This is a genomic window from Streptomyces sp. NPDC003697, assembly GCF_053587115.1.
This window is the reverse complement of sequence record NZ_JBSFNN010000027.1, coordinates 49076-69607: the sequence shown is the minus strand read 5'-3', so window position 1 is coordinate 69607 and position 20532 is coordinate 49076. Positions and strand designations below refer to the sequence as shown.

General features: G+C 73.7%; 16 protein-coding genes. 6 read left to right on the top strand and 10 right to left on the bottom strand.

Going from position 1 to position 20532, the window contains the following annotated elements:
• The first annotated feature begins 318 nt into the window (after nt 1-318).
• Entirely contained in the window at nt 319-1380 is a 1062-nt protein-coding gene (locus ACWDNY_RS14085) for an NlpC/P60 family protein (RefSeq protein WP_451645998.1), read from the top strand.
• 95 nt (nt 1381-1475) lie between these two features.
• Here ACWDNY_RS14085 and ACWDNY_RS14080 read toward each other — a convergent pair whose 3' ends face one another.
• Both ACWDNY_RS14080 and ACWDNY_RS14075 read right to left on the bottom strand, forming a co-directional pair.
• Nucleotides 1476-2216, bottom strand: a complete 741-nt coding sequence (locus ACWDNY_RS14080) for a LuxR C-terminal-related transcriptional regulator (protein WP_451645987.1) — start codon at nt 2214-2216, stop codon at nt 1476-1478.
• Nucleotides 2213-3505, bottom strand: a complete 1293-nt coding sequence (locus tag ACWDNY_RS14075; protein ID WP_451645986.1) for an ATP-binding protein — start codon at nt 3503-3505, stop codon at nt 2213-2215. Before ACWDNY_RS14075 ends, ACWDNY_RS14080 begins: the two co-directional genes overlap by 4 nt.
• Before the next feature lie 247 nt (nt 3506-3752).
• Between ACWDNY_RS14075 and ACWDNY_RS14070 the strand changes: the two genes are divergently transcribed.
• The gene (locus ACWDNY_RS14070; protein WP_451645985.1) at nt 3753-5381 is read left to right on the top strand and encodes a PspC domain-containing protein; all 1629 of its coding nucleotides are present in this window, start codon (nt 3753-3755) and stop codon (nt 5379-5381) included.
• A complete protein-coding gene (locus ACWDNY_RS14065) occupies nt 5368-5613 on the top strand; it encodes a hypothetical protein (RefSeq protein ID WP_451645984.1) in 246 nt (81 codons plus the stop codon). Before ACWDNY_RS14070 ends, ACWDNY_RS14065 begins: the two co-directional genes overlap by 14 nt.
• 1 nt (nt 5614) lies before the next feature.
• Here the strand turns inward: ACWDNY_RS14065 and ACWDNY_RS14060 are convergent, their stop codons facing one another.
• The 3 genes from ACWDNY_RS14060 to ACWDNY_RS14050 form a co-directional block, all read right to left on the bottom strand.
• Nucleotides 5615-6142: a DoxX family protein gene (locus ACWDNY_RS14060; RefSeq protein ID WP_451645983.1), complete on the bottom strand. Its 528-nt coding sequence runs from the start codon at nt 6140-6142 to the stop codon at nt 5615-5617.
• A gap of 214 nt (nt 6143-6356) precedes the next feature.
• On the bottom strand, nt 6357-7637 hold the full coding sequence (locus ACWDNY_RS14055) for a hypothetical protein (RefSeq protein WP_451645982.1): 1281 nt from the start codon (nt 7635-7637) through the stop codon (nt 6357-6359).
• A gap of 343 nt (nt 7638-7980) precedes the next feature.
• On the bottom strand, nt 7981-8775 hold the full coding sequence (locus ACWDNY_RS14050) for a class II aldolase/adducin family protein (protein ID WP_451645997.1): 795 nt from the start codon (nt 8773-8775) through the stop codon (nt 7981-7983).
• A gap of 174 nt (nt 8776-8949) precedes the next feature.
• Here ACWDNY_RS14050 and ACWDNY_RS14045 point away from each other — a divergent pair, with 174 nt between their 5' ends.
• A complete protein-coding gene (locus tag ACWDNY_RS14045) occupies nt 8950-9423 on the top strand; it encodes a pyridoxamine 5'-phosphate oxidase family protein (protein WP_451645981.1) in 474 nt (157 codons plus the stop codon).
• A gap of 10 nt (nt 9424-9433) precedes the next feature.
• On the opposite strand, the gene guaA is transcribed toward ACWDNY_RS14045, so the two are convergent.
• Nucleotides 9434-11014 (bottom strand): glutamine-hydrolyzing GMP synthase, encoded by a 1581-nt coding sequence (gene guaA, locus ACWDNY_RS14040; RefSeq protein WP_451645980.1) that lies wholly within the window; start codon nt 11012-11014, stop codon nt 9434-9436.
• A gap of 387 nt (nt 11015-11401) precedes the next feature.
• Here guaA and ACWDNY_RS14035 point away from each other — a divergent pair, with 387 nt between their 5' ends.
• Nucleotides 11402-11743, top strand: a complete 342-nt coding sequence (locus ACWDNY_RS14035; RefSeq protein WP_451645979.1) for a chorismate mutase — start codon at nt 11402-11404, stop codon at nt 11741-11743.
• A gap of 326 nt (nt 11744-12069) precedes the next feature.
• Nucleotides 12070-13029 carry an LPXTG cell wall anchor domain-containing protein gene (locus ACWDNY_RS14030; RefSeq protein ID WP_451645978.1) on the top strand — a complete coding sequence of 320 codons (960 nt, stop codon included), beginning with the start codon at nt 12070-12072 and terminating at the stop codon, nt 13027-13029.
• Between the two features lie 138 nt (nt 13030-13167).
• Here ACWDNY_RS14030 and ACWDNY_RS14025 read toward each other — a convergent pair whose 3' ends face one another.
• The 4 genes from ACWDNY_RS14025 to ACWDNY_RS14010 all read right to left on the bottom strand — a co-directional run bounded on the left by ACWDNY_RS14025 (nt 13168) and on the right by ACWDNY_RS14010 (nt 20457).
• On the bottom strand, nt 13168-14970 hold the full coding sequence (locus tag ACWDNY_RS14025) for a GMC oxidoreductase (RefSeq protein WP_451645977.1): 1803 nt from the start codon (nt 14968-14970) through the stop codon (nt 13168-13170).
• 42 nt (nt 14971-15012) lie between these two features.
• A complete protein-coding gene (locus ACWDNY_RS14020; RefSeq protein ID WP_451645976.1) occupies nt 15013-16626 on the bottom strand; it encodes a succinic semialdehyde dehydrogenase in 1614 nt (537 codons plus the stop codon).
• Nucleotides 16627-16869: 243 nt separating this feature from the next.
• On the bottom strand, nt 16870-18663 hold the full coding sequence (locus ACWDNY_RS14015; protein ID WP_451645975.1) for a protein kinase domain-containing protein: 1794 nt from the start codon (nt 18661-18663) through the stop codon (nt 16870-16872).
• Nucleotides 18664-18828: 165 nt separating this feature from the next.
• The gene (locus ACWDNY_RS14010) at nt 18829-20457 is read right to left on the bottom strand and encodes a serine/threonine-protein kinase (protein ID WP_451645974.1); all 1629 of its coding nucleotides are present in this window, start codon (nt 20455-20457) and stop codon (nt 18829-18831) included.
• Between the last annotated feature and the right edge of the window lie 75 nt (nt 20458-20532).

The window sequence follows — 20532 nt, the reverse complement described above, 5'->3', positions numbered from 1 at the left end:
TCACCGGTCGTCGACGCCCCGCGCACGCCGGCATCGGTCATCACCCCCGTCAAGACGGAACCGCCGGCCCGTGCTCGCGGTCGCTTACGGTCAACGGCCGGTCCCCGGACGTCACTTCCGTACAACCTGTCACCGGCCGCACACGCCCAGGTTTAGCGTCCTGCCCCAGGTGACCGGCTCCCCACCACCGTCCGGGCAGGGCGGCAGCCGGACGCCACCGCCGAAAGGTCCGGCGGCGGCCCTGCTCCCCCTGTGCGGGCCGCCGCCGGACGCGCATACCGCCCTCGCGCGGTCGTGAGAAGGGACGTGACGCTCCACGTGGCAGCGCACCGCAGGCCCCACCGGCGCTCGCTGAGCGGCAGCACGGCCCGTACGGCGGTCACGATCGCCCTCGCGGGCGCGGCCACCGCGGCCGGCTTCGACGGAACCGGGCACGCCGATCCGCAGCCGACGCCGGAGCGGGTGAGGGCGAGGGTGGACGAGCTCTACCGGGAGGCGGAGGTCGCCACCGAGAAGTACAACGGGGCGAAGGAGTCGGCGGACGCCGCCGAGCGGCGGCTGAGGACGCTGCGGGACCGGGCGGCACGCGCGGCGCAGGAACTCAACTCGGCGCGGGACGCTCTCGGTTCGGTGGCGGCGGCACAGTACCGGGAGGGCGGCCTCGATCCCACGCTCCGTCTCATGCTGTCGGACGATCCCGGGCGGTACCTGGACGGTGCCGCGCTCGCCGAGCGGGCGGGCGACCGCCGGGCGGCCGCCGTGGCGCGCGTGCGCGGTCGGCTGCGGGAGATCGAGCGGCTGCGCGGGGCGGCACGCGTCGAGTTGGCGTCGCTCCGGTCACGGCAGGCCGAACGCGAGCGGTACAAGGGGACCGTCACCGGCAAGCTGAGCGAGGCCCGACGGCTGCTGGCCAGGCTCTCCGACGGGCAGCGCGCGGCGATCGGCGCGGCCGACGGCCCGGACCGTTCGTCACGCGCGGCGGGCGGCGCACGCGAGGGACTCGGCGCCCCGGGATCGGCGCAGGCGCCCAGCTCCCGTGCCGCGACGGCCGTCGCCTACGCGTACCGACAACTCGGCAGCCCCTACGTCTGGGGCGCGACCGGGCCGGACGCCTTCGACTGTTCGGGGCTGGTCCAGGCGGCCTACCGCGCGGCCGGGGTCTCGCTGCCCCGCACGACCTACGCGCAGATCGGCGCGGGCCGCCGCGTCTCCCGGTCCGACCTGCTGCCCGGCGACCTGGTGTTCTTCTACTCCGGCGTCAGTCACGTGGGCATCTACGTCGGTGGCGGCCGCATGATCCACGCTCCGAACCCCTCGGCGCCGGTCCGTGTGGCCGCGATCGACGAGATGCCGTTCTCGGGGGCCACGCGGGTGGTGTGAGGGCTGGGCGGAAGCACGACGCAAGGCTTCCGGACCGCACGGAGCAGCCGGCCCGCCCAGTGGCGCGCGGACCGGCCGGCGCGGACCGGTGGGCGTCAGACCAGCCGGCGCGCCGTGGCCCACCGGGTCAGCTCGTGCCGGTTGGACAGCTGCAGTTTCCGCAGGACCGCCGACACGTGGGACTCGACCGTCTTCACCGAGATGAACAGCTGCTTGGCGATCTCCTTGTACGCGTAGCCACGGGCGATGAGCCGGAGGACCTCGCGTTCGCGCTGGGTGAGGCGGTCCAGGTCCTCGTCGACCGGCGGGGCGTCGGTCGAGGCGAACGCGTCCAGGACGAAGCCGGCGAGACGGGGCGAGAAGACGGCGTCGCCCTCCTGGACGCGGAACACCGAGTCGATCAGGTCCGCGCCCGTGATCGTCTTGGTCACGTACCCCCGCGCACCGCCGCGGATCACACCGATCACGTCCTCGGCCGCGTCGGAGACGGACAGCGCGAGGAAGCGGACGGGCCGCTCCGGGTCCGCCGTCAACGCGGCGCAGCGCCGCAGCACTTCCACCCCTCCGCCGCCGGGGAGGTGGACGTCGAGGAGGACCACCTCGGGTCGGGTCGCGGTGATGACCGCGACCGCCTGGTCGACGTCGGCGGCCTCACCGACGACCTCCACACCGGTCTGCTCGGTCCGGCCGATCTCGGCCTGGACGCCCGTTCGGAACATGCGGTGGTCGTCGACGAGGACCACGCGCACGTGTCTCCCGCCCGCACCGCCGTCGGCCGCCCCGGCCTCCTGTGCCGGTCCCGCCGCCGTACCGTTCGTCTCGGTCGGGTCGCTCATGACGTGTTCTCCGCCCTCTCCATCTCCAGTTCGACCTCCGTGCCGCCGCCCGGCACGGCGCGCAGCCGGGCCGTACCGCCGTTGCGCTCCATGCGGCCGATGATCGATTCTCTGACGCCCATGCGGTCGGCCGGTATGGAGTCGGGGTCGAAGCCGGGTCCGCGGTCCCGCACGGACACGAAGACCGTCCTGCCGTCGACTTCGGCGAAGACCGCCACCGCGCCGCCGTCGCCACCGTACTTGGCGGCGTTCACCATGGCTTCCCGCGCGGCCTGCATCTGGGCGCCGATCCGGTCGTCGAGCGGGCAGTCGCCGACCACGACGACCTCGATCGGCACACCGTGCTTGTCCTCGACCTCCGCGGCGTTGCGCCGGACCGCGTCGGCGAGCGTGGCCGGTTCGTCGGCCTCGTCCTTGCCGGTGCCCTCGGGCTTGTAGAGCCAGGCCCGCAGGTCGCGCTCCTGGGCGCGGGCGAGCCGGCGCACCTCGCCCGCGTTCTCCGCGTTGCGCTGGATGAGGGTGAGGGTGTGCAGCACCGAGTCGTGCACATGGGCGGCGACCTCCGCGCGCTCCTGGGCGCGGATGCGCATCAGCCGCTCCTCGGAGAGGTCCTGGGTCATGCGCACCAGGTACGGACCGACGAGGAGCGTGATACCGACGAGGACCGCGAGAGCGGCCTGCAGGACCGCGCCGAGGTGGGCGGCGGAGCCCTGCAGGACGAACATGCCGGAGACCCCGGCGGTGACCAGCAGGACTCCGGCGCCGGAACGGACCAGCACGAGCGTACGGCGGCGGCGGCCCACCTCGGCCCAGCGGGCCCGGCGGGCGTTGTCCGCCTGCCGCCAGACGAGGGCGACGCCCGCGCCGACGAGGACGGCGGGCAGGAGGTAGGCCTTGGCGCCGCTGCCGAGGTTGACGCTGCTGACGAAGACCATGGCCACGACGACCATGAGCAGCAGGGCGACGATCTGCCCCTTGTCCGGCTTGCGCGCGACGATCCGGCGCCGGCCGTCCGGCGAGGTCTCCGCGGTGACCAGGGACGGGGGCCGCTGACCGCCGACGCCGCCCACGCCGAGCGGCACGAAGAACCAGAAGGCCGCGTACAGCAGCGCGCCGAGGCCGTCGGCCATGAACAGGCCGGCGAACACGAGCCGCACCCAGACCACCGGCAGCCCGAGGTGCCCGGCGAGGCCCCGCGCCACCCCGCCGAGCCAGCGGCCGTCGCTGCTGCGGTAGAGCTTGCGCGGCGGCCGCGGGTCGTCGAGGGGCAGGGCTGCGGCTTCCGGCATGCCGTCGATGGTCACACGGCTGCGGGTTCGGGGGCATCAGGGTCGGCCCCGGAGACTCCCCTGATCTCCCACGACACGGTCCGGACGCCCCGGCCGCCGGGTCCCGGTGGTGCGCGGTCCGCGGCCGGCTCCGGGATTCGTCGGCGGGCCGTCGAACACATCCCGGGCCGGGCTCCGGGGCGATATCAGGGTTCGGCCAGGGTCGTCCCGGCTGCCGCCCCGGCGGTGCGCCCGTCACCATGGAGGCATGACGGATCACCAGCACTCGCCGACGGGCCCGGGACCCGGCCCGGGCTCCGGCGCGGACCGGGCGGACGGTGCGGAGGACCGGGCGCCCGGCGCGGGCGGGGCGGACGGTGCGGGTGCGGGTGCGGGTGGAAGTGCGGAGCCGCGTGCACCCGAGGAAGCGGGCGCGCGGGGGACGAGCGGACAGCGGGGCCCGGCCGGCGGGGCCCGCCGGACCGGGGAGGCGGACATGGCGGGGTCGACGGAGGCGCCGGGGACACCGGCGGACGCCGCGCCCGGCGGCACGGGGTCGAGGACCGCCGGCGACGCGCGGACGGGTGCGGAGGCCGCCGCCGGACCGGATCCGGAAGCGGCGGCACCCGCCTGGCGCTTCCGGCGTGACCGGCGGCACCGGATGATCGCCGGGGTGTGCGCGGGGCTCGGGCGGCAGTGCGACATGGACCCGGTGATCTTCCGGATCACACTGGCCGTGCTCGCCGCGACCGGCGGCATCGGCCTCATCTTCTACGGCTTCGCCTGGCTCTTCGTGACGTACGACGACGAGGACGAGAACGAGGTGCGCAAGCTCCTCACGGGCCGCGTCGACGGCCAGGCGCTGGCGGGCGTGCTGTTCGCGCTGGTCGGCTGCGGAGTGTTCCTGTCGATGCTGCGCAACGCCGGCGTGCTGACCTTCGGCGCCGTCCTGTCCCTGCTGCTCGCGGGTGCCGGGTACTGGTCCCGGCACCGTGGGGCGCCCGACCCCGATCCCCTGGCCGCGCAGGCCGTCGCCGACGCGCCGCCGGAGGCCCAGGCGCCGCCGGTCCCCGCGGCCTACCCCTCCTGGTGGCGGGACCCGATCGTCAAGGACGGCACCCACGACGGTGGCACGGGCTACCTGTGGGGCCCCGCGGACCCGCGCGACCGGGACATCGCGGCGGCGGTCACCATCGGCCGCGGCGCGTACGGAACCGGCCGCGAGGGCCCGAGCGCCCCCAGCCCCGGACCGCCCCGGCGACGCGGCGCGCGCTGGACGGGCGGCTGGATCTTCCTGCTCGCCCTGGCCGCAGGCACCCTCGGCACGGGCGGCACCTGGCACGACCACACGCTCGGCACCAGCTTGCAGACCGGACTGTCCTGCGCGCTCGTCGTCCTCGGAGTCGGCATAGCCCTGAGCGCCTTCCTGGGACGTACAGGCGCCGGCTCGGTGCTGCTGGCGATCGTCACGGCGGGTCTGCTCGCCGGCTCGGCGGCCCTGCCCGGGGACGTCAGCACACACTGGACCGACAGGACGTGGAGACCCGCCGCGGCGACCGCGGTGGCACCCACGTACACCCTCGGCACCGGGAACGGCACCCTGGACCTGACCCGAATAACCGTGGCCAGGGACCGGGCGGTGGCCACCAGGGCGCGCGTGGGGCTGGGACGGCTGCGGGTGATCCTGCCGCCGGGAGTGACGGTGAAGGCCACCATCGACGTCAGCGTCGGTGACATCCGGCTGCCGGGTGACCGGGCGCGGGACGTGGACGTGGCACCGGGCAAGTACCGGCAGGTGACGCTACCCCCCGCACCGGGCGCCGGGGCCGGCGGCACCATCGAGCTCGACCTGCGGGTCGGAGCGGGACAGGCGGAGGTGAGCCGTGCTGCGTCATGAGTTCCAGCCGGGGAAGCTGGTCGCCGGCCTCTTCCTCACCGCGGCGGGCGTCGCCTACGCCGGGGACGCCCGAGGTGCCTGGGAGACCCCTTGGTTCGCGGTGATCCCGCTCGTCGTGGGCGGCCTCTGCCTGGCGGGCGCGGCGGCGGTCGTCAACGGTGCCGTACGCAGGCGCCGGACGCGAGCGTCCCGTCCGCCCGCCGGCGCACCGGGGACGGACGGGACGGGGTGACCTACAGGTATCCGTGCACTCGTCGCCGGCGTGCGCGCAGCATGGCGTCCAGGGAGAGCAGCGGCGTGCCGGCCAGGACGAGGGGCAGCCAGGCCATCAGGTAGGCGAGGTCGTTGCCGTAGTAGTACGGGGTCGACGCCCAGCTGACGGTCAGCCACAGGCTCAGGGAGATCAGCGCCCCGCCCAGCGCGGCGATGCGGCCGAACAGGCCCAGCAGGACGCCGATGCCGACGGCCAGCTCACCGAGCGCGATGGCGTAGGCGAAGCCGACCGGGTTCTTCAGGGAGAGGTCGACGAGGGCGGGGATGGCGGAGGAGTCCCGCACCGAGCGCATCAGATCACCGATCGATCCGGAGCCGGCGCTCTTGAGGAACGCGCTGTCGGTGAGTTTGTCCAGACCGGCGTAGACGAAGGTCACGCCCAGGAAGATCCGCAGGGGCAGGAGCGCGTGGCGGGTCGCGATGTCCCGCCAGTCTCCGCCCCGCTCCTGCTGCGAGGTGTGCGTGTCCATACGAACGCCATAAGTCATCGCCGCCAGCCGCCTCTCACCGCGAGCCGTTCGTCCCTCAACAGCACATACGGACGAACGTCCGAGCCCACTCAATCCCGACGAACCCTTTCTACCGACTTCGCCACCAGTTCGCCCCTGCTGAGAGCCACCCGGCGCACACACGCCTGAGGCAGGGGGTAATCAGCGCGACCGTCAGTCTGTCGCTCCGTCACTCCGTCACTCCGCCACTCCGTCACTCCGTCACATCGATGCTGTAGCCGTTGGTCTCCACGCCCGCCGCGGTGACCACCTGCACCAGCACCCGCCCCGGTTCCACATCCGCCGGAACCGGCACCGTCAGCACCGCGTCGACCGGGTTGCTGAAGCCGCCGGTCACCGGCACCAGCGGCACGCGCACGTTGACCGCGCCGATGCGCACCACCATCCGCGACAGCCGGTCGGCGCTCTGCGCCCCGGGCGGGACGAACCCCGCGCCGCGGATCTCGATGTCGTCGCCCGTGCGGATCGGCCCGTCCAGGTCCCCCGCCTCCCGCGCCCGCACCACCGAGAGGATCACCGGCCGGCCACCCTCGGCGTACTTGCCGGCCAGGTACGTCGCAGCGGACACCAGCACGACCACCGCCAGTCCCCACGGCAGGTCCGGCAGTTGGTCAGGCCGGCGGGCCAGCCGCACGGCCGCGAACACGACCGCCACGGCGCTGATCACGACGTACTGGATGTCGGCGAACGTGCCCCGGCCGGCGTCGTCGGTCAGGAGGTCGGCCGCCCGCGGCCGGTCCGCCCGTACCTTCTGCAGCCGCTGCCCCAGCACCCGCAGTCCGACCACCCGCCGTACCAGCACCGCGACGGCGCAGACCACGGCGAGCACGGTCACGACCCCGGCGCCGCGGGCGAGTTCCAGCCCGGAGATCAGCGCGTCGCGCTCCGCGTGGTCGGAGGCCGCCGCCAGCCGGCCCGCCAGGACGAGCACCGCGTACGCGACGAACAGCACCCACGCCGCCGCCACCGCACGCGATGTGGACAGCCGGTTGTCCTCGCCGATGACGGGTGCCAGCGCTCCACCGCGGTCCCGGTGGAACCACGAGGCCGCCGTCAGCGCGCCGGCCGTCACCAGCGCCGCCAGGAGCCCGGCGGTGCGCGCCGCGGTCCACCCCGCCCCGACGGCGGTCAGCGCCTGCGCGAGGAGCAGCAGCACGACCACCGCCCACACCGCGCACGCGGTCCGGCGCCACAACCGCGCGAGCCAGGCCCCGCCCTCGGCACGGCGGCGTTCGGCGACGAGTTCCGCGGACTGGGTCAGCTCCTCGGAGACCCACTGCCGGGAGGCGGACGCCGAATGGGCCACGGCCGCAGGCAGGCCCTGTCCGGCGGCGAACTCGTCCCGCTTGAGCAGGAACGCGGCGACCGCGCGGCGGTGCCCCTCACGCGCCCCGTGCGGGCAGTCCCCGCAGGCGCAGCCCCCCTTGTGGGAGCCGCCGCCCCCCGTGCCGCCTCTCGCTTCCTGCACCGCCACGTCCGACGCCCGCCTTCCCCACGACCCGGAGCCCGGCCCGGACCACGGGCCGGATCCACGACTCACACCAGGTCCGGATCCCTCACCCGGACCGCCACACGACCGCCCGGTTCCACCCTCCGGACCGTCACACGACGGCTCGGACCCACCACCCGGACCGTCAGACAACTCCCCCGCGACGACAGCGAATTGTGCCCTACACCACCTGACCCGCATCGCCCCGGCCCGGTCAGCGCGGGTGACGGCCGGGTCACCGTGTTGACCCCGCCGGAAGCACCCCGGCGTGGGCCCGCCCACCGATCCCCGCCGGGAGCACCTCGGCAGGGCCCGCCCCCGGCCGGCCTCAGTCCAGCAGGTCCGGCTCGCTGCGGCTGATCTCCTGCCACAGCGGCTGGTAGTTGATCCACGCCACGAGGTCCCCGCCCAGCTGCTCCCGGGTCGCCACCGCCAGCCTGTGCTCGATCAGCATCGGCCGGCCGGCGGCCCGCGCGGCGAGCTGCACCTGGCAGGAGCGCTCCATCGACAGAAACCACCAGGCGGCCGCGTCGACCGAGTCGCCCACCGTCAGCAGCCCGTGGTTGCGCAGCACGAGCGCCTTGCGGTAGCCGAGCGCGGCGGCGATCCGGCGGCCCTCCCCGGCGTCGACGGCGACGCCCGAATAGCTGTCGTAGAGCGCGTGGTCCTCGTAGAAGGCGCAGCTCTCCTGGGTGATCGGGTCGAGCAGTTCACCGAGGGAGGAGAAGGCGCGTCCGTGCACGGCGTGGCAGTGGGCGACCGCGACGACGTCCGGGCGGGCGGCGTGCACCTGGGCGTGCACGGTGAAGGCGGCCTGGTTGACGTGGTAGCGGCCCTCGATGACCTGGCCGTCCTGGTTGGCGAGCACCAGGTCGCTGACGGTGACGTGCCGGAACGGCATCCCGAAGGGGTTCACCCAGAAGCAATCGCTGAACTCGGGGTCCCGGGCGGTGATGTGTCCGGACACACCGTCCTCGAGACCCTGCCGCCCGAACAGCCGCAGCGCGCCCGCGAGCCGTTCCTTGCGGTGACGGCGTTCGTCCTCGACCGACTCGTGCCTCGGCGGCATCGCGAACCGGAGCCGGTCGGTGGGCAGGGGCGGGGGCGGGGTGGGCCGGTGCAGGGGGCCTTCGGCGCTGGGTTGGTTCACGGGCGGGAAAGTACCCCGGGTGCGGGCGGTAGGACAGAACTGTTCCGTAAAGATGCGGCAGGCTCGACCCCGGACCCGGCCGAGCGTGCGCATACCCGACAGGCATACCCGACAGGCGATGTCGGGTATTGCCGCGAGACTCGCCGTATGGCAACCAACTGGGCGGCCTTCGCCGCCGCGGAACCCGGCCTGGCCGCCACCGTCGAGAAGCGCTTCGCGGCCTACCGGCACCATGTGCTCGCGACCCTGCGCCGCGACGGCTCGCCCCGCACCACGGGCCTCGAGGTGCGGTTCCTCCACGGCGAGCTGTGGCTCGGCATGATGCCGGACTCGCTCAAGGCGCTGGACCTGCGCCGCGACCCCCGGTTCGCGCTCCAGGCGAACCCGGGGGCGGGCACCGGCATGGAGGGCGGCGACGTGCGCATCGGCGGGCGCGCGGTCGAGGTCGACGATCCGCGGGTGAAGGGGGCGTACGTGGAAGAGGTGGAACCGCCGCAGCCGTTCCACCTCTTCCGCACCGAGCTGACGGAGGTCGTACGGACCTGTGTCGAGGACGACACGCACCTGGTCCTCCGCATCTGGCGGCCCGGAGAGCCGGTGCGCACTCTCCGCCGCAGGTGAGCCGGGCGGCTCACTCCCACTCGATGGTCCCCGGCGGCTTGCTGGTCACGTCGAGGACGACCCGGTTGACGTCCCGGACCTCGTTCGTGATCCGGGTCGAGATCTTCGCGAGGACGTCGTACGGCAGACGCGACCAGTCGGCCGTCATCGCGTCCTCGGAGGAGACCGGACGCAGGACGATCGGGTGGCCGTAGGTGCGGCCGTCGCCCTGGACGCCGACGCTGCGGACGTCCGCGAGCAGGACCACCGGGCACTGCCAGATGTCGCGGTCGAGGCCGGCGGCCGTCAGCTCCTCGCGGGCGATGGCGTCGGCCTCGCGTAGCAGGTCCAGGCGCTCCTCGGTGACCTCGCCGACGATGCGGATGCCGAGGCCGGGGCCGGGGAAGGGCTGGCGGTGGACGATCTCGTCCGGCAGGCCGAGCTCCTGCCCGACCATGCGGACCTCGTCCTTGAACAGCTTGCGCAGCGGCTCGATCAGCTTGAAGTCGAGGTCCTCGGGGAGGCCGCCCACGTTGTGGTGGGACTTGATGTTCGCGGCGCCGGTGCCGCCCCCGGACTCGACGACGTCCGGGTAGAGCGTGCCCTGGACCAGGAACTCCACCGCGGGACCCTCGTCCGCGATGATCTCCGCCTGGGCCTGCTCGAAGACGCGGATGAACTCGCGGCCGATGATCTTCCGCTTCTCCTCGGGGTCCGTGACCCCCTTGAGGGCGGTGAGGAAGCGCTCCTGGGCGTCGACGACCTTCAGCTGGACGCCGGTGGCCGCGACGAAGTCCTTCTCGACCTGCTCGGTCTCGTCCTTGCGCATCAGACCGTGGTCGACGTAGACGCAGGTCAGCTGGGGGCCGATGGCCTTCTGCACCAGGGCCGCGGCGACGGCGGAGTCCACGCCGCCGGACAGGCCGCAGATCGCGCGCTTGTCCCCGACCTGCTCGCGGATGGCGGCGACCTGCTCCTCGATCACGTTGCCGGTGGTCCAGGAGGGGGTGAGCCCGGCGCCGCGGTAGAGGAAGTGCTCCAGCACCTGCTGGCCGTGCGTGGAGTGCATGACCTCGGGGTGGTACTGGACGCCGTAGAGCTTCTTGTCGTCGTTCTCGAAGGCGGCCACGGGCACGACGTCCGTGGAGGCCGAGACGGTGAAGCCGTCGGGGGCGGCGGAGCAGGCGTCGCCGTGGGACATCCACACGGACTGCTCGCCCGGGGTGCCCTCGAAGAGGGTGGAGGAGGGCTTGGAGACCGTCAGGGCGGTACGGCCGTACTCGCGCGCGCCGGTGTTGTCGACGGTGCCGCCGAGGGCCTGCGCCATGAGCTGGAAGCCGTAGCACATGCCGAAGACGGGGACACCGGCCTCGAACAGGGCACGGTCCATGGTCGGGGCGCCGTCCTCGTACACCGAGGAGGGCCCGCCGGAGAGGATGATCGCCGCCGGGTTCCGCGCGAGGATCTCGTCGACCGGCGTGGTGCTCGGCACGATCTCGCTGTAGACCCGGGCCTCGCGGACGCGACGGGCGATGAGCTGGGCGTACTGCGCACCGAAGTCGACGACCAGCACGGTGTCGGGGGCGGCGGCAACGGGGGTCGCTGATGACACGGGGTGCCTTCCGGCGGTTGGGGCGGGTCCTTGTGCTCACCGAGTCTACCGAGACGGCCGTGCCGGCCGTCCCGGCCGCTCGTGGTCCCTCGCCCGCGAGGGACCACCCCGTCCGCGCGACGGGGCGGTTCCCCCGGCCCGGAGCGCGTCTCATGATGCGAGCCGTGTTGGACGTCACCTCGCGGCGCGGCATACTGGGCCGCATGTTCACGCGGACGACCTTCTTCTTTACCTATGGCACCCGGCCCGCCGGCTGCCATGGTCGTGCTGCTTGATCATCTGACAAGCGACTTCCCAGGCGCCCCGGGCCGACAAGGCCCGGGGCGTCTGGCGTCTTCCGGGTCCTGCCGCCCCGGGGCACCTCCCACCCGACGAGGAGCCCCCGACATGACCACCGCCGCGACCACCGCCGTCCACGACTCCCCCGCGCCCCACGCCCCCGCCGCCGTCCCCGCCACCGAGAGGACCGGCGCCCGCACCGACGAGGCCGCGGACGTGATCACGAACGCCCGGGAGCGCATCGACGCGCTCGACGACCGGATCATCGGCCTGGTCCAGGAACGGATGGCCGTCTCCGCCGTCATCCAGCAGGCCCGGATCACCTCCGGCGGCCGGCGCGTGAACCTCTCCCGCGAGATGGAGGTCCTCAGCCACTACAGGGACGCGCTGGGCAAGCCGGGCACCACCCTCGCGATGACCCTGCTGGAGCTGTGCCGCGGCAGGATCTGACCCGCCGGAGCGGGTCGCCCCTCACCCGGCTCGCGGGACCCGGCTCCGGCAGCCGGGTCCCGCGAGCCGGGACGAAGGCCCTGCGGCCCGACCATCCCCCTGCGGCCCGACCGTCCGCAGGCTCCTTCGCCGGCATCGGCGCGGACCTCCACGGCGTCTCCACATGTGTGACGCAGGCCACATAAGAAATGTGTGAGCGACCGTGCAACCCTTCACGGGGGTCACGGGTCTCACCTCTCGAACACGGGCCGTCCCGCGCCCCACACGCGGAGGCCTCCTCAAAGCTTGTACTGCGCCGTGCAGTACTCCGACTTCCCGAGGTCTTCATGAAGCTTCGCCGCGCCATGGTCACCGCGGCCGCGACGGCTGCCATAGCCCCGCTGGCGCTGCTGTCCGCTCCGTCCGCCTTCGCGGAGGTGCCGAGCACGCCGCCGAGCTCGTCGGCTCCCGAGTCGGCTCCCGAGTCCACCCCGCCCACCAGCGAGCCGGAGTCGACTCCGCCCACCAGCGAGCCGGAGAGCACGCCGCCGAGCGAGACCGCTCCGTCGCCGAGCTCGTCCGAGTCCAGCACCACGTCCCCGTCGCCGAGCGAGTCCGCCACGGAGACCCCCGAGCCCGAGCCCTCCCTCTGCGAGGACTCCAAGGTCGACGTCAGCATCACCGGTCTGCCGGGCAAGATCGCCGCGGGCAGCGGCTGGCACAAGTTCTCGCTGAACGTCTGGAACACCTCGGACTCCACGCTGAACGACCTCGACTTCTTCGCCGGCGCCTCCGCCGACAAGAACGGCGAGGAGCTCTTCAAGAGCAAGCAGGTCCGGCTGCAGGCCTGGAACCCGAGCGACAAGGTCTGGGAGGACCTCGACGCCGGCGGTTACGCGGTCGGTTACGTGGGCTACAGCGACACGCTGGAGCCCGACTACGAGATCGACATCCCGCTGCGCATCAACGTCAAGAAGTCCGCCCCGGTCGGTGCCGGCTTCTCGATCGGCGCCACGGTGTACGGCGACGGTGACGGCAAGTGCATGGGCTTCGGCGACGTCGCCTACAAGTTCCAGATCGTCTCCGCCGGCACGGACACCGAGGGCACCAAGCCGCAGGAAGGCGGCAAGGCTCCGGTCACGGACACCAAGCCGGACAGCACCACCCCGAAGGTCGAGGGCAGCCTCGCCGAGACGGGTTCCAGCTCCGCCCTGCCGGCGATCGGCCTCGTCGGCGGTGCCGCCGTCGTCGCCGGTGCGGGCGCGATGGTGCTGGTGCGCCGCCGGAAGGCCGGCGCGAGCGCGTGACGCCCCCGCCGGCGCGCGGGCTCAGCGCGTCGTAGCGGCACCGCGCACAACATGAGAGAAGGACCTGCGCCAGGAGGGGGGCGCAGGTCCTTCTCTCATGTTGTGCCGGCCACCGCCCGGTGCTCGGGCGGTGGTGCGTCACTTCTTCGGCGGCACCGCCGGCATCCCCAGGAACGGCAGCCGCAGCGCGCCGAACGCGTCCGCCGGGACGGCCGGTGACGCCGGCTCCACCGGCTTGAGGCGTTCGTAGGCGGCGCCCGGTGCCGGACGGGGGTCGGCCTCGCCCTTGTTGGGCCAGTACGACATCGCCCGTTCGGCCTGGGCGGTGATGGTCAGGGACGGGTTCACGCCCAGGTTCGCCGAGACGGCGGCGCCGTCGACGACCGAGATGCCGGGGTGGCCGTGCACGCGGTGGTAGGGGTCGATGACGCCCGTCTCTCGGGAGGCGCCGATCGGGCAGCCGCCGAGGAAGTGGGCGGTGAGCGGAGTGCCCATCAGCTCGCCCACGTTGGAGCCCGCGAAACCGTTGATCTCGGCGGCGAGCGCGGAGGCGCCCTCGGTGGCGGCCCTGATCTGCTTGGGGTTGGGCGAACCGTGGCCCTGCCGGGCCGTCAGCAGGCCCTTGCCCACCCCGCCGGGCTTCAGGTACGTGGTCAGGGAGTTGTCCAGGGACTGCATCACCAGGCCGATGATGGTGCGCTCCGACCAGCGCCGGTTGGACAGCGACCGCAGCACCAGCACCGGGTGGCGGGCGGCGTTGCGCAGCCAGGCCGCGACCCGTGAGGAGCCCTCCGCGTAGGGGACCTGGAGGATCGACAGGCTGCCCATCGAGTTCGAGCCCTTGCCGTAGCGGACGGGTTCGATGTGGGTGTTCTCGTCCGGGTGGATCGAGGACGTGATGGCGACACCGCGGGTGAAGTCGGCCGCAGGCTCGCCGGTCGCCCGGCGGTAGCGCCGGTTGTCCGTCTGGGCGCCCACGAGCGCCTCGGAGTTGGTCCGGGTCAGTTCGCCGAGCCGGTCGGAGAGGTACGGCAGCTGCCCGCCCGCCTTCATCCGGTGCAGCAGCGTCTGGGTGCCGTAGGTACCGGCGGCGAGGACGACCCGGCGGGCCGTGAGGACGCGGCCCGCGCTCCTCCTGTCGTGGGTGGGCAGCGTGGCGACCGCGTATCCGCCGCGCGAGTCGTCCGTGACCGACACGACCGTGGTCATCGGGTGCACCACCGCGCCTGCCTTCTCGGCGAGGTACAGGTAGTTCTCGTTGAGGGTGTTCTTCGCGCCGTGGCGGCAGCCCGTCATGCACTCCCCGCACTCGGTGCACGCCGTGCGCTCGGGCCCGGCCCCGCCGAAGTAGGGGTCGGCGGTCCTCTCCCCGGGGCCGGCCGTAGCCGTGCCGTCGGCGTCCTTGCCGTCCCCGAAGAACACGCCGACCGGGGCCATGTGGAAGGTGTCGCCGACGCCCATGCGCTCCGCCGCCGCCTTCAGGTGCACGTCGGAGGGCGTCATCGTCGGGTTGAGCCGGACGCCGAGCATGCGCCGGGCCTGGTCGTAGTACGGCTTCAGCTCCTCCTCCCAGTCGGTGATGTCCCGCCACTGCGGGTCCTCGAAGAAGGCCTTCGGCGGTACGTAGAGGGTGTTGGCGTAGTTGAGCGAGCCGCCGCCCACTCCGGCGCCGGCCAGCACCATCACGTTGCCCAGGAGGTGGATGCGCTGGATGCCGTACAAGCCGAGCTTCGGGGCCCAGAGGTAGTTCTTCAGGTCCCAGGAGTTCTTCGGCAGGGTCTCGCGGGTGAAGCGGCGGCCCGCCTCCAGGACCCCGACCCGGTAGCCCTTCTCGGTCAGGCGGAGCGCGGACACGGACCCGCCGAACCCCGATCCCACGACGATGACGTCGTAGTCGTACCCGTCCTCGTCCCGGGTCTGGACAGACTTCTCCTGTGACACGTGCTCTCCTCGTCGAGAACGGGTGCTGTCTGGGGTGATGCTCTAGCGGAAGCGGAACGCCTTCATCAGCTTCAGGCTCCGGGTCATGAACTCCGCGTACTTCTCGTCGTCCATGCCCAGCGACGGCGCCATCGGCAGCAGCCGCTGGTGGGCGACGGTCTGGGCCTCGGTGTACTTGAGGATGCCCTCTGAGCCGTGCCGGCGGCCCAGGCCGGAGTCCTTCATGCCGCCCATCGGCGACTGGACGCTGCCGTAGGCGGGGGCGTACCCGTCGTTGACGTTCACCGTGCCGGTGCGCAGCCGGGCCGCGACCTCGCGGCCGCGCCGGGCGTCCTTGGTCCACACGGACGCGTTCAGGCCGTACGGCGTGGAGTTGGCGCGCTCGACGGCCTCCTCCTCGTCGGTGAAGCGGTAGACGGAGACGACCGGGCCGAAGGTCTCCTCCGTGCACACGGCCATGGGTGCCTCGACGCCGTCGAGGATGGTGGGCTCGAAGAAGTACGGGCCGATGTCCGGACGGGCGACGCCTCCCGCCACGACCCTGGCGCCCTTGGCGACGGCCTCCTCCACGTGCCGCTTGACGGTCTCCAGCTGCCGTTCGCCGACCAGGGACCCCATGTCGGCGCCGTACGCCAGGGACGTACCCAGCCGCATGGCCCTGGTGCGGGCGGCGAACCGCTCCAGGAAGGCGTCCGCGATCGACTCGTGGACGTACAGCCGCTCGACGGAGATGCACAGCTGGCCCGCGGAGGAGAAGCAGGCGCGGACCGCTCCCGCGGCCGCCTTCTCGACGTCGGCGTCCGCCAGGACGAGCATGGCGTTCTTGCCGCCGAGTTCGAGGGAGACGCCGACCAGGCGGGCGGCGGCGCCCTGCGCGACCTCGCGGCCGGTGCGGGTGGAGCCGGTGAAGGACACGTAGTCGGCGTGCCGGACGATCTCCGGGCCGACGACCGGTCCGTCGCCGATCACCACCTGGAACACCTCGGCGGGCAGCCCAGCCTCGATCAGCAGGTCCCGCGCCCACAGAGCCGTCAGGCAGGTCTCCGTGTCGGGCTTCATGACGACCGCGTTGCCCGCGGCGAAGGCGGGGAGCGCGTCGCCGACCGACAGCTCCAGGGGGTAGTTCCAGGGGGCGATCTGGCCCACCACCCCGCGCGGGTGCCGCAGTTCGGTGACGCGCGTGAGGACCGGCATGGCACCGGCGTGCCGCTTGGGCCTGAGGTACGCGGCGGCCCTGCGGCCGTAGTGCCGGGCCGCCACCGCGACGGCCTGCACCTCCTCGTGGGCGTGCAGCCGCGCCTTGCCGGTCTCCAGCTGGACCAGGTCGAGGACTTCGGCCTGGCGGTCGAGCACCAGGTCGTGGAAGCGCAGCAGGACGGCCGCGCGCTGCCGTACCGGCGTGCGCGCCCAGACGGCCTGGGCGGCGCGCGCCCGTTCGAAGGCGGCGGCGACATCCTCGGGGGTGGACTCGGGCAGGTCCGCGAGTTTCGCGCCGGTGTACGGCGTGTGGTTGGCGGTCCGGCCGGACCCGGCGACGCCCTTGGTGAGCCGGGCGACCAGATCGGGGGTGACCACGTCGGCGGCCGTGCGGGCGCCCGCGGGGGCGGGGGCCGAAGGGTTGGTGCCGGTCTGTGCCGGGGCCTGCGAGTCCGTCATGACGCGCAGGGTATGCCGCGGCGACGGCTTTGTGTACCCGTCGGTAACGGGGATTCACGGAGTGCTCACACGCCGCCAGCGATCACTGGCGTCGAACACGCTGATCAGGGCGTTGCGCGGGGACGACCGGTACCGGGGGTGGTTCGGCCGCCCCCGGGGACCCGCGCCCCGGAGCCCGGCGACTGCCGGAGCCTCGGTGCGGGGGCGCGGCGGCGTTCCGGGACCCCTGCCCCACATGGCGCCTCAGAGCCGGTCGATGTCCAGGTTCCTGATCGCCGTCCGGGCCACCTCACGGCCGCGGTCGGTGAAGTCGCCCTTGCCGGGGTAGCTCACGGTGAGCTTGTACAGGTCGCCCGCCGTGCTCTTGTAGTAGAAGAGCCGCAGCTCGCGCGGGCGCGGGTTGTCGCTGTCATCGGTGGTGTAGACGACGGTGTTCTCGGCCGCCGGCTTGCCCTGGTGGGCCGTCTGCGGCTTCGGGTCGGTCCCCGGGCCGGAGGGCATGTCCAGGCTGTAGTCCCCGGACTGCTTGTAGGTGCCGTTGTCGTCGTACATCTGGGCGGCAGCGGAGTCCTTGATGGCGTGGCCGGTGTCCTCGGCCCTGCGCGTGAGCGCGAGGCTGATCCACACGCTGCCGCTCCAGTCGTCGTACCTGACCCAGTGCCCCTTGTCCGACGCCGGGTCCGGCACCACACGCCGGTAGCCGGCGGGCACGGCGAGCGTCGCCGCGACGTCCTTCTCGTGACGGGTGCGCCAGCCGTCCGGCAGCGGCCCCGCGAACGGGTCCGCGATCAGCAGGTACGCCGCCACCGCCGCGGCGACGGCCGCCGCACCGAGCCCGAGCCACGTCCCGCGGCCCGGCCGGAACCGGCGCCGCGCGGCCCCGGTGCCGTCGACGGACGTCACGGCCTGCGCGGGCGGTACCGGGGCGGGCGGCTCGGCGGCGGCCTTGAGCAGGGCGCGCACCTGGGCGGCGTCGGGGCGCTGCGCCGGGTCCTTCCGCAGCAGCCCGGTGACGGCCTCGGCCAGCGGGCCCCGGGCGGCGGCCGGCGGGGCGGGCGCCGCGTTGAGCACCGACTGCAACGTCGCCGGGGTGTTGCTGCGGCGGAACGGGGAGAGGCCCTCCGTGGCCGCGTACAGCACCACGCCGAGCGACCACAGGTCCGACGCGGGGCCGGGGCGCTGGCCCAGCACCCGTTCCGGCGCTATGTACTCGGGCGAGCCGACGAAGCCGCCGGTGTCGGTCAGGCTGGTCTCGCCCTCGATCCGGGCGATGCCGAAGTCGGCGAGCACCACCCGGCCGTGCCGGCCGAGCAGTACGTTGTCCGGCTTGACGTCGCGGTGCAGGATGCCCGCCGCGTGCGCGGCCTCCAGCGCGCCGAGGACCTGCAGGCCGATCCTCGCCGCCTCGCGGGCGTCGAGGGTGCCCTCCTGCAGCGCGTCGCCGAGCGAGCGGCCGCGCACCAGCTCCATCACGATCCACGGCTGCCCGTCGACGACGGCGACGTCGTGGACGTTGACGACCGCCGGATGGTCGAGCCGGGCCGCGGCACGGGCCTCGCGGCGCATCCGCTCGAAGACGTTGGCGCGTTCACGCTCGGGAAGGTGGTCCGGGACGCGGGGCTCCTTGACGGCGACCTCGCGGTCCACCGTCTCGTCCTTGGCCCGCCACACGGTCCCCATGCCGCCGTGCCCGAGTTTGGCCAGCAGCCGGTAGCGCCCGGCGATCAGCCGCCCGGTGCCGGGATCCGCCACGGGCGCCGCGTACGGGTTGAGCGGGTGGGGCACCCGGGCCGGAGGGTGCGGCACCCGCGGGGGCTCCGCCGGGGCGGCCGGGGCGTGCTCGGCCTGCGCGTGCGGCTGGTTCGGCGGGACCGGCGTGTTCGGCGGGGCCTGCTGGGCCTGCGCGCTGGGCGTGTCAGGCGTGTTCGGCGGGGCCTGCTGGGCCTCCGGTGCCCGTGCGGCCTGCCCGTTCGGCGGACGCAGGACGAAGCTCGTCGGTTCGTCGGCCCCGTGCCGGGCTCCCCCGTTGTTGCTCATGGATCCATGCATATCGCGACAACCGCCGCCCCCTCCACCGTGGGGGACCCCCGGTCACGAACCCGTGACCCGCGGCGCCGCTTATCTCCGCTTCGCCCCGTTGTCCCGCCCCGCGCCGGTATCCCACCTCGCCATGGGACCGCCGGACCGTCCGGGCGCGCCGGCTCATCCGGGGACGAAGGTGTCGACCGCGACGTCGAAGTGCTCCTGGGCCTCCCGCACCTTTCCGACCGGCGCCGACACCCACACGTCGTAGAGCCGCCCGTCCTGCTCCCAGCACAGGTCGTACGTGTGCCGCGGGCCCTCCGCCGTGCTGAACCCGTTCCAGGTGAACTCCCACAGCGCGGCCGGGTGTCCGCGGTGCGTGGCGGCGGTGACCCGGCCGTCGTGGTAGCCGGGGTTGGTCTCCGGTCCCCCGGCGTCCGCGCGGTGCATCGCGGCGAGCGGACCGCCGGTCGCGGGGCCGGCCACCTTGACGCCGAGGCGGAAGGCCGCTCCCGGGGACAGGTAGAAGATCCGTTCGCCCTGCGGTGCGCGGGTGAAGCCGTCCGGCACGGCGACGGAGAAGCCCGCCGGATCCCGCACCAGGTGGTAACCGGAGGGCGCGGTCGGGGTGTTGGCGGCCGGGGAGGCGGACCGGGTCACGGTGACCGTGGGAGCCGGTGTGCGGGACGCCGGGGGCGGCGGCGAGGACGAGGAGGGCGGGACGGCTCCGGTGCTCGCCGACGTCCGCGGGGCCGGAACCTTCGGCGGGTGGCCGCCCGGCCCGTCACGGTCCACCAGCAGCGCGGCCGCCGACACGCCCGCCCCGGCCACTGCGGCCACCAGCAGCGCCGTCACGAGCACGCCCCGTGTGGAGAGCCGGCCGGGAGCCTCGGGCGACTGCCGCGGTGACGTGACCGGCAGCGGCCGGGGCACGTCCCACTGCGTGGGCGTGTGGACGGCGGGCCGCTGCGGGGTGCGGCCCGACTCCAGGAAGGCCCGCAGCATCCGCTCCGCCTCGGCCGCGTCCAGCCGCCGGTCCGGATCACGCTCCAGCAGCCCCCGGATCACCGGGAGGATCGGCGCGGCCTGCGCGGGCGGCCGGATCTCGTCGACGACGACCGCGTGGAGGATGCCGCCCAGCGAGTCGCGCCGGAACGGCGACGCGCCGCTCAGGGCGGTGCACAGCAGCGCACCCAGTGACCACAGGTCGGACGCCGGGCCGGTGCCGGCTCCGGACATCCGCTCGGGCGCGGTGTACTCGGGCGAACCCACGAAGGACCCGGTCTCGGTGAGCGTCGTCGCGCCCGCGACCTGCGCGATCCCGAAGTCGGTGAGGACGACGCGGTCGGTGCCGGCCTCCAGGAGCACGTTCGCCGGCTTGATGTCGCGGTGCAGGACACCGGCGGCGTGCGCCGTCGCCAGCGCACTGAGCAGGGCGACGCCGATCCGGGCGGCCTCGCGGGCGTCGACCGGGCCGCGCTCGGCGATCCGGTCGGCGAGCGAGCCGCCGTCGATCAGCTCCATCACCATGTAGGGGCGTTCGTCCTGCTCGACGACGTCGTGGACGACGATGATGTGCGGGTGGTGCAGCTGGGCGACCGCGCGGGCCTCGCGCAGCGTACGGTCGCGCTGGAGCCGGGCCTCCGCGGGGGACAGCGTCTCGTCGAGCGGGAGTTCCTTGACCGCCACGTGCCGGCCCAGCAGCTGGTCGGTCGCCCGCCATACGACGCCCATGCCGCCGCGCCCGACCCTGGTCTCCAGCCGGTACCGGCCCGCGATCACACGGCAGCCGTCCCCCTCGGTCCCCATGCGCCCCATGATGCCCCATCGGACGCCCGCCCTCCGGGGCGCCGACCAGCCAATTCATCACGACGTGTACGGCCA